Source organism: Archangium violaceum Cb vi76 (genome assembly GCF_000733295.1).
GTDB classification, from domain to species: domain Bacteria; phylum Myxococcota; class Myxococcia; order Myxococcales; family Myxococcaceae; genus Archangium; species Archangium violaceum.
Map to the genome: position 1 here is coordinate 19,015 of NZ_JPMI01000074.1, position 9,458 is coordinate 28,472.

The 9,458-nt window shown below is 67.5% G+C and carries 6 protein-coding genes; 5 read left to right on the forward strand and 1 reads right to left on the reverse strand.

Annotation, left to right across the window (positions count from 1 at the left end):
* Positions 1-77 precede the first annotated feature (77 nt).
* The 3 genes from Q664_RS11365 (at position 78) to Q664_RS11375 (ending at position 5,460) form a co-directional block, all read left to right on the forward strand.
* Positions 78-2,273: a tetratricopeptide repeat protein gene (locus Q664_RS11365; RefSeq protein ID WP_235216657.1), complete on the forward strand. Its 2,196-nt coding sequence runs from the start codon at positions 78-80 to the stop codon at positions 2,271-2,273.
* Positions 2,270-3,958 (forward strand): restriction endonuclease, encoded by a 1,689-nt coding sequence (locus Q664_RS11370; protein WP_084609750.1) that lies wholly within the window; start codon positions 2,270-2,272, stop codon positions 3,956-3,958. Before Q664_RS11365 ends, Q664_RS11370 begins: the two co-directional genes overlap by 4 nt.
* Before the next feature lie 113 nt (positions 3,959-4,071).
* Positions 4,072-5,460, forward strand: a complete 1,389-nt coding sequence (locus Q664_RS11375) for a styrene monooxygenase/indole monooxygenase family protein (RefSeq protein WP_043393478.1) — start codon at positions 4,072-4,074, stop codon at positions 5,458-5,460.
* 10 nt (positions 5,461-5,470) lie between these two features.
* Here Q664_RS11375 and Q664_RS11380 read toward each other — a convergent pair whose 3' ends face one another.
* Entirely contained in the window at positions 5,471-6,271 is an 801-nt protein-coding gene (locus tag Q664_RS11380; protein ID WP_063934681.1) for a sterol desaturase family protein, read from the reverse strand.
* A gap of 53 nt (positions 6,272-6,324) precedes the next feature.
* Between Q664_RS11380 and Q664_RS11385 the strand changes: the two genes are divergently transcribed.
* Positions 6,325-7,563 (forward strand): saccharopine dehydrogenase family protein, encoded by a 1,239-nt coding sequence (locus Q664_RS11385; RefSeq protein ID WP_043393503.1) that lies wholly within the window; start codon positions 6,325-6,327, stop codon positions 7,561-7,563.
* Between the two features lie 270 nt (positions 7,564-7,833).
* A complete protein-coding gene (locus Q664_RS11390) occupies positions 7,834-9,363 on the forward strand; it encodes a catalase (RefSeq protein WP_043393481.1) in 1,530 nt (509 codons plus the stop codon).
* Positions 9,364-9,458 lie beyond the last annotated feature (95 nt).

Here is a 9,458-nt window from a genome sequence, read left to right on the forward strand (position 1 = left end):
CGCCGGACATCCTGGGCACGGGTCACGAAAAACTCCTCTGGCAGCGGCTGATGGGGCGGGCCCAGTTCGTGGGCGCCGTGGCGCGGCTGCTGAATCAGAAAGTGATGACGTGGGAGGGACTCGAACTTCAATGGGGTGGTTTCCGAACGCGGGCCGTAGGGGTTCTCGACCTGTGCATCGAACAGTTTGCCCGAGGGAGTGTCACGCGGAGGTTGTTGGAAGCCATCGCCGTTTTCACGCCGGAGGTGGGCATTGAGCGGAGCTGGCTCGGTAAGACGGTGGAGGACGAGCCGTGGCGGGCGCTCGAACGTCTGGGATTGATACAGCTCCAGGGAGAGATCGCCTTCATTCATGGAGGAACGCATCAGCGGGTGCGGGTTCTGGCGGCTCCCGACGACTGGAAGGACGCCGTCCGGCGGGTTCTGGAGCGGGTGCGCGAGCGGCTCATCGTCTACCGCGAGAGGGGCGCATGGATGGAGGCGGAGGCTGCCATCGCGGACCGCTTCCACCTCGAGGCCATCTTGCGCACCGCGGAATCCCTGGTGCCCGCCATGTTCTGGGCCGAGGTTGCCTGGCTCTTCGCGGAGTGTCTGCTACGCGCGAGACAGCATGGGATGGCTCGGCCTCTCTTGTTTCGTGCACTCCGGCTCCTTGAGCGGCTGCCGGATGCGGACCTGGAGTTGCGCGCCTCGGTACGCATGAGCCTCGCGGAGGTTCTGGAGGCAATAGAAGATCGCGGCTCGGCGCGGAGGCTCCTGGAGCAGGCCGTTGCGGAGGATGGGAAGAATGCCGGAGTTCAGCCCGCTCAAAAGGCGGACCGGCTCTCGCGCCTGGCTTCCCTGCAATGGGAATGGGGGATGCGAGGCAGGCACTCCAAGCGAAAAAAAAGATGGGGCGCCGCGCTTCAGTCCATCGATCGTGCCCTGGACATCGATCGAAACGAGCTTGGCTGGAGCCACGTGCAACTCCCGTCACGGCTCATGCTCCGTGGCAGGATATTGCTGGGTCTGGGGCGGGTGGCGGAAGCCAACGCGGTCCTCGAAGAAGCCTTGAGCGTGGGAGAACTGGTATTGGGTCCTGATGACCTCGGGCTCGTTACTGTGCTCGAAGCACTCGCGACGGCACGCACTGCCCGCGATGACGATACAAGCGCTCTGCGCTTGTTGGAGCGGGCGGTGGACATCAGCCTGCATCGGTTGGGTGAGCACCATCTGGAGACCGCGTACCTGCTCACTGAACTGGCTCGGGGTTGTGCCAGGTTTGGTGAACGGGTACGGGCAAGGCTTCACGCTGAGCGTGCGCTGGCCATCCTGGAAAAAGGCTCGAGTCCTTCAGATCCTCAGTTGCTGCGTGGCCTGCTGCGAATCGCGGAGGTGTTGGCGGAGGTGGGTGAGCGTACCGCTGCTGGCGAGATTCTCGAGCGCGCGTTGGCACTCCAGGAGGCTGCGGCGGTACCTGACTTCATGGAGCTCAAAGTGCTGGTGGAGCAGGCGCTCTTTTTGGAATTGGAGGATGAGGGGCAGCGCACCGTGACGGATGTCCTGCTCTCGCGGGTCCTGGAACTGGCCCGCCGAGCACCACTCGGGGGGCAATTCGAGCGCTCCAGACTCGAGGATTTCGTGAGCACCATCCTCCGGTCCAGGCAGGCCACCCCTTCGTCCGACACTCCGGTGCCCTTCCTGGCTCCGACCGCTGGGGCTGCGGCGGGTCCCCTGACGCGGGCGCTGGCGCTCCTGTCGTCGAGGGACACCTCGGAGTCGGAGAAGTCCAGGGTCCTCCGCCAGGCCATTGAGGAGGCACGGCAGGGTGATGATCCCTCCAACGGTGCCCGTGCGTTCTTCCTGCTCGCGGACCTGGAGGGCCGTCGGGGTGCATGGGAGAAGGCGCGGGAGAGTGCCGGGCAGGGACTGCAGCTGGCCCTGCGGGCTGGGGTGCCCGGCCTGGTGGCCGAGGGGTACCGGCTTCTCGCGGATGCGGCGCTCCATGGCTCCTACTACGAAGAGGCGCGGATGAGCTACGAGGAGGCCGTCCGCCGCTATGATGTCCTGGGAGATCGCCTCCGGGCAGCGCGGACGCGCGCGTTGCTGGTGGCGCTGTTGCTGCAACTGGGCCGCCATGATGAGGCGGCGGCGCATGTGCGCTGGATGCGCGAGCACCTTGCGGATCCCGTGCTCACGCAGGACGCACGGCACGACATGCAGGAGATCCTGCGATTGGTGGAGCGGCGCACGTTGTCCTCCCAGGGCCAGGGTGCTAGGCAGCGCACACCATGAGCATCGTCAATGGGAGTCTCGACCGGAGGCATGCGTTGTTGGAGGCATGCAATCTCCAGCGCAATCCCTTCACCAAGACAGAGCCGAAGGACGACGCGATCGACCAGGTCTTCGTGGGGCGTGAGGCCGAGCTTCGGGATGCCGCATGGCGTGTGTATGACGGCCCCCGCAACCTCCTGGTGGTTGGCGGGTATGGCTATGGGAAGACGACGTTCGTCCGCAAGCTCCTGCGAGAGCTGCGGATGACGAAGCAGGTGTCCTTCTTGACTGGTTACGCGGCGCTCCAGCACGACTCTCCGGATGGATTCCGGCTCGCCGCGCTCACCGCCCTGGTCGAGGGGGCACTGGCGACTGCCTCGCCGGACACGGGCCTGCACGACTTCGCCCTGAAGTCGTGGGATGAGCTTGCTCGTCTGGAGCCGGATGCGCGAGGCCCGCGCGTTCCGGATCTGCGCTTCAGACACGGCTTGGAGCTCGCCCGCGCCGCTGGCATCCATCGGGTCGTCATCGCCATCGATGAGATCGACAAGCGGGATGCCCAGGTCGTACAGGGCATCGTGATGGGGGCGCGCTCGTTGTTGGATACGGATGCCTCGTTCGTCCTCACGGGCCGGTACATGGACGTCTTCACGGACATCCGCTCCTCGCTGCTGGCCGCGTTCGACCATCGGTTGGAACTGCAGCCGTTCGAGCCAGAGGACCTGGTGGATATCCTCCGACGCAACCTCGCGACCTTCCGTCGGCGTTCTGAAGAGCCGCCGACGCTCGCGCCCTTTGTCACGGAAGTGGTCGAAGCCATCGTCGACCGGTGCGGCGGCATGCCCCGTCCGCTCAACCTCATGGCGTACGCGGCGTTGGAGGAACTGCTGCAGACGCAACATCCCCTGTCCGAGCAGGCCATTCGCGTCACACCCGAGCATCTCGATCGTGCCCTGCAGAAGGAGGGCAACCTCATCTACAGCGGTCTCGCCGAGAGTGAGCGCGAGCTGCTGGCGAAGATCTTCCGGCGCAACAGCTATGTGAGCGGAGCCGACCTCGGTGAGCTGGACCCCGTGCGGGGGTTGCCGGGAGCGGTGCAGAACATGGAGCAACTGTCTCGCGAGGATGCGCTGCTGCGCCTCGAGTCCAGTACCGGGCCTGCTTTTCAGCTCTCTCCACTCATCGAGCCCGTATTTAGGGGATTGCGGCAGCGCAAGGAGCAGCTCAAGGCGCTCTGGCTGGAAGCGAGCTCGCCGGAGGTGTCGGACGAAGAGGGACAGCTCTTGGAGGACTTCGCCGCGGAGTTCTTCAAGGAGTCCTTCCTGGTCAGTGAGCGCAATGCGCGCACCGGGACTGAGGAGATAGATCTCATCCTGCGGCCGTCGCGGGAGTCGGATGCCGTCTTCCGCAAGTCCTCCTACTTGTTCGTCGAGTGCAAGAACTGGCGCAAGCAGAAGGTCAATCAGGAGGTGGTCACGAAGCTGGTGGGAATCCTCCAGAATCGGCGTCTCAAGCAGGGCTTCCTCCTCACGACAGGAAGCTTCACGAAGGATGCCGTTCAGCAGGCACGGAGCTTCTACCAGACGACGGAACTGGAGCTCATCCTCATCGACGGAAAGGAGATGATGGCGTTTCTCGACGACCTCCGGTCCGTCAGTGATTTTCTGTCCAGCCTGCACCGTGGGCAGGTGCTTCAGCTCCGCTGACACTTGTCTCGCATGAAGGCGAGCCCACTCCATGCCGAGATGCGGTGACGAGGGATTCCCGATGGTAGCATCGCCGGAGTTCCGGACGGATGAAGCATCGAGCGGGGGGAGACATGAGGAACATCGCTGTTGTCGGAGCCGGGCAGGCGGGGCTGCTGGCGGCGCACGCGCTGCTGAAGGCGGGCCACCGGGTGACGCTCTACTCGGACAAGACGCCCGAGCAGTGGTTGAACGAGAGCCGGCCCACCGGGACGGCGGCGCGCTTCGATCTCTCGCTGGGCTTCGAGCACGAGCTGGACCTCAACCCCTGGGCCGGCCAGCTTCCCTACGGCGAGGGCTTCCACATCACGGTGTGTCCCAAGCCGGGCACCCAACTGCTCACCCTCACCGGACGTCTGCGCGCGCCCTGCGCCGCCATCGACCTGCGCCTGCAGAGCCACCACTGGATGCAGGCGTTGAAGGCTCGGGGCGGCGGGGTGGAGATCGAATCCATCTCGATTCCGCGCCTGGAGGAGATCGCCGCGGCGCATGAGCTCACCCTGGTGGCCGCCGGGCGGGCCGAGTTGTGCAACCTCTTCGAGCGCGACGCCGGACGCTGCGTCTACGACAAGCCCCAGCGCCACCTGGCCATGGTGTGTGTGAAGGGGCCCGCGCTGGGCTTCGACGGCGTTCCCCTGTTGCCGGTGAAAATCAACCTGCTGCCTGGCCGGGGCGAGTGCTTCTGGGTGCCCTACTTCCACAAGGACGCCGGGGCGAGCTGGAACCTGCTCTTCGAGGCCCTGCCGGGTGGACCCCTGGACCGCTTCCAGGAGGCGAAGAGCGCCGGGCAGGTGCTGGAGATCGCCAAGGGGCTCATCCGGGAGCTCCTCCCCTGGGACTACCCGTGGGTGAAGGACGCGGAGACGTCGGATGCCAATGGCTGGCTGGTGGGAAGGTTCGTTCCCACGGTGCGTAAGCCCGCTGGGCGGCTGCCCTCGGGCCGGGTGGTGATGGCGCTGGGGGACACGGCCATGTCGGTGGACCCCATCGCCGGCCAGGGCGCCAACAATGGCAACAAGATGGTGCGCAACCTCGTCGAGTGCATCGTCGAGCACCAGGACCGGCCCTTCGACGCGGCGTGGATGACGGACACCTTCGAGCGCTTCTACGAGCGCCATGGCCGGGCCACCCACGACTTCACCAACCTATTGCTGGAGCCCATCACCCCGCCCGCGCTGCAACTGCTCATCGCCCAGTACGGCAGTGACGGCCGCTCGGACAACGAGAGCGGGCGCCAGCTGCTGGCCAACGCCTTCTCGGAGAACTTCAACGATCCCAACCTGCTGACGCCCGTGATGAGGGAGCCGCGAAGGATGCGCGAGTTCATCGAGCGGACGATGGGCCACTCGTGGCTCCGGGCCGTGGCCTCGGGAGGCCTGGGCATCGCCCGGGAGGGGCTGCGGCAGTTGAGCGGGCAGGCCCCTCGTCATCCGCGGGTGCACGGGAGCGAGAAGGCGGCCTGACGCGGACCCCTCAGGCGCCGGAGCCGGGAAGGTCCGGCCGGGGCGGTGCGAGGGGCTCGGGTGGCACCACCTGCGAGCGGGCGAAGGACGCCTCGTAGTCGGGGGCGAGCGTGCCGAAGAGCCGATCCCACACGACGGTGTAGAAGCCGTAGTGGTGGGCGAGGTCCAGGTGGTGGCGGGCGTGGAAGGTGGTGGTGGCCACGGCGCGCAGGACGGGCCAGCGGACCCAGGCATCCGGGAAGGGCTCCACGCCGAGGTGTCCGAGCAGGCCCCACAGGGTGTTGAAGACGAGGTAGAGCAACATGCCGGCCCACGAGGACTCGTAGGCCACGCACACGGCGAGCCACAGGGCGCCGAAGCCGAGCACCTCCAGCGGGCTGAGGACGAAGAGGGTGAGGGGCCGGGCGCGCTCGTAGCGGTGGTGGGGGGCATGCAGCCAGCCGTAGAGCAGCGGCAGGTGCGCGGTGCGGTGCAGCAGGTACATGCCCAGGTCCATCACCCCCACGAGCACCAGCACGTCCACGAGCACGCCGGGGCCGCCGTCGAGCCGGAAGCGGATGAGCCCCTCGCGCCACAGCAGGAGGCCGGTGAAGGTCACCACCGAGTTGAGCACGACGCACCCCGTGGCGAGCACCCACTCCTCGCGCTGGAGCGGAGGGGCCTCGGGGGCCACGCGGCGGTGGGCATGGCGCCGGACCAGCCACTCCCCGAGCGCCACGGCCAGCACGAGCACGAGCGCGTTCTTGGCCAGGAACACGAGGGCGGCCTGCCACAGCGGCACGGTGCGCAGCCAGTCGATGACCTGGTGCATGTAACGAATTCCTTCCTTCCGCCCGGGTGCTCGCGGTGCTTGCATTCGCGAGCATGACAGACCGTGAGCAGCGCCGCACCCGGGCCCGGGAGTTCGACCTCGTCCTCTTCGGAGCCACGGGGTTCACCGGACGCCTCGTCGCCGAGTACCTCGTGAAGAAGCGCCCCTCGCTCCGCTGGGCCCTGGCGGGCCGGAGCCGTGAAAAGCTCGAGCGGGTGCGCGAGGAGCTCGCCACGCGGGAGCCCTCCGCGAAGGAGCTGCCCCTGGTGGCGGGAGACAGCCTGGACAAGGCGGCCATGGAGGGGCTCGCGAGCCGCACGCGTGTGGTGTGCACCACGGCGGGCCCCTACGCCCGGTATGGGAGCGTGTTGCTGGGCGCGTGCGCGGAGCAGGGCACCGACTACTGCGACCTGACGGGCGAGACACAGTGGGTCCGGGAGATGATCGACGCGCACCATGCCCGCGCGGTGGAGACGGGGGCGCGCATCGTCCCCTCGTGTGGTTTCGACTCCATCCCGTCGGACCTGGGGGTGCTGCTGCTGCACGAGCAGCTCGCCGCGAAGGGCGGGCGGCTGGCCGAGGCCCACTACCGGGTGCGGCGGATGAAGGGCGGGGCGAGCGGTGGAACCATCGCCAGCGGGCTCCACGCGGCGGAGCGGATGGGGGACCCCGCGGTGCGCCAGGTGTTCGCGGATCCGTTCTCGCTGAGCCCGGAGGGAGCGCCCGACAGGCGCGGACACGAGGATTGGCTCCGCCCCCGGAGGGACCCGGAGACGGGCCGCTGGCTGGCGCCGTTCTTCATGGCGGCGGTGAACACGCGGGTGGTGCGGCGGAGCAACGCGCTGCTCGGCTACGCCTACGGGCGCGAGTTCCGTTACGACGAGGCGATCGACGTGGGTCGGGGCCCCGCGGGACTGGCGCGGGCGGCGGCGACGAGCGCGGGCATGGCGTTGTCGGGAGCGATGGTGTTCGGGCCGGTGCGGAAGCTGGCCGAGCGTTTCCTGCCGGCACCGGGTGAGGGGCCGAGCCGTGAGGAGCGGGAGAGCGGGTTCTTCGACATCGAGCTGCACGGAGTGGGGACGGCGGGGGAGCGGGTGCGCGCGCGTGTCGGGGCGAAGCAGGATCCAGGGTACGGGGCGACGTCGTGGATGCTGGGAGAGTCCGCGCTGTGCCTGGCCGAGGACGAGCTGCCGGAGCGAGGAGGGCTGCTCACCCCGGCCTCGTGCATGGGGATGAAGCTCGTCGAGCGGCTGCGCGCCGCGGGCATGACGTTCCAGGCCGAGGCCACTTGAAGGCGGCCCACACGGCATGCCGCGAGCGGCCCTGGAGCAGGGAGCCTGTCGGGCGGACCGGGGCACACCCTGGCACCGACATTTCGGTGAGGCTGGGAGTACCGATATCTCGGTGACCACCTTCACCGCCCTGTCGGTGTCCTCACCGGTATTTCGGTGGGTGCGGATGGAGGGTGAACGGATAAGTGCCTGATTTCACGGGGGCTGTGTCCCTGGCACAGCCCCTGCTCAAGGAGCCTCCCGTCGTTCCCCACCCCCACGGAGGCTCGCATGAACCTGAAACCCCTGGTCCTCACCGCGCTGTTCACGGGCGCCCCGGCGCTGGCCGGCACCCCGCCGCTCACCACGGATACGGGCTCGCCCGTTGGCTCCAACCAGAGCTCGAAGACGGCGGGCCCGCGCGGCGGAATCCTCCTGGAGGACTTCCACCTCATCGAGAAGCTGGCGCGTTTCGACCGTGAGCGCACTCCGGAGCGCGTGGTGCATGCCCGGGGTGTGGGCGCCTACGGCTCCTTCGAGAGCTACGGTGACTTCTCGCGGCTCACGCGTGCGTCCCTGTTCTCGGCGAAGGGCAAGAAGACGCCCATGTTCGTGCGCTTCTCCACCGTCATCCATCCGCAGGGCTCGCCCGAGACGGTGAGAGACCCCCGCGGCTTCGCGCTCAAGTTCTACACGGACGAGGGGAACTGGGACCTGGTGGGCAACAACCTGCCGGTGTTCTTCATCCGAGACGCCATCAAGTTCCCGGACATGGTGCACTCGCTCAAGCCGTCGCCGGTGACGAACCGGCAGGACCCGAACCGCTTCTTCGACTTCTTCTCCCACGTGCCCGAGTCCACGCACATGTTGACGCAGCTGTACTCGGACCTGGGGATTCCGGCGAACTACCGGCAGATGAACGGGCACGGCGTGCACTCCTTCAAGTTCGTCAACGCGAAGGGCGAGGTGCGCTACGTCAAGTTCAACTGGAAGTCGCAGCAGGGCGTGAAGTCGCTCACGGCGGAGGAGGCCACGCGTGTGCAGGGCGAGGACTTCCAGCACGCCACGCATGACCTCTACACGACGATGGGGAAGGGGCAGTTCCCGTCGTGGGAGCTGAGCGCGCAGGTGTTGGACCCGAAGGACCTGGACGCGTTCGCGTTCGATCCGCTGGACGCGACGAAGGTGTGGCCGGAGGACAAGGTGCCCTCCATCAAGCTGGGGAAGTTCACGCTGGACCGGATGCCGGACAACTTCTTCGAGGAGACGGAGCAGGCGGCGTTCTCGCCGGGGGTGCAGCCGCCGGGCATCGAGCCCTCGGAGGACCGGCTGTTGCAGGGCCGGCTGTTCTCGTACGCGGACACGCAGCGTTACCGGGTGGGGGCGAACTACCAGTCGCTGCCGGTGAACCGTGCGCGCGCGCAGGTGAACAACAACAACCAGGGCGGCGGCATGAACGGGGGCAACACGAAGTCGGACGTGAACTACGAGCCGAGCATCACGCGGGAGACGGAGGACGTGCCGGCGTACCTGCTGTCGCGAGCGCCGCTGAGCGGGACGACGCAGCAGGGGGCGATCGAGAAGACGGACAACTTCACGCAGGCGGGGGCCTTCTACCTGGGGCTATCGCCGGCGGAGAGGGAGCGGCTGGTGAAGAACCTGGCGGCGGACCTGGGGCAGGTGCGTGACGCGCGGGTGAAGGCGCGGATGGTGGGCTACTTCTACAGCGCGAACGCGGAGTACGGCACGAAGCTGGCGAAGGCGGTGGGCATCAAGGTGGACGACGCGAAGGCCGCCATCGCGCCACTGGCCTCCCGCTAGAAGTCCCGTGTTTGTCCCCTCTCCCTTTGGGAGAGGGTCAGGGTGAGGGTTTGCCTCCCTGGGTCCGTGTGACCGCATGGAACACGCGGGTACGA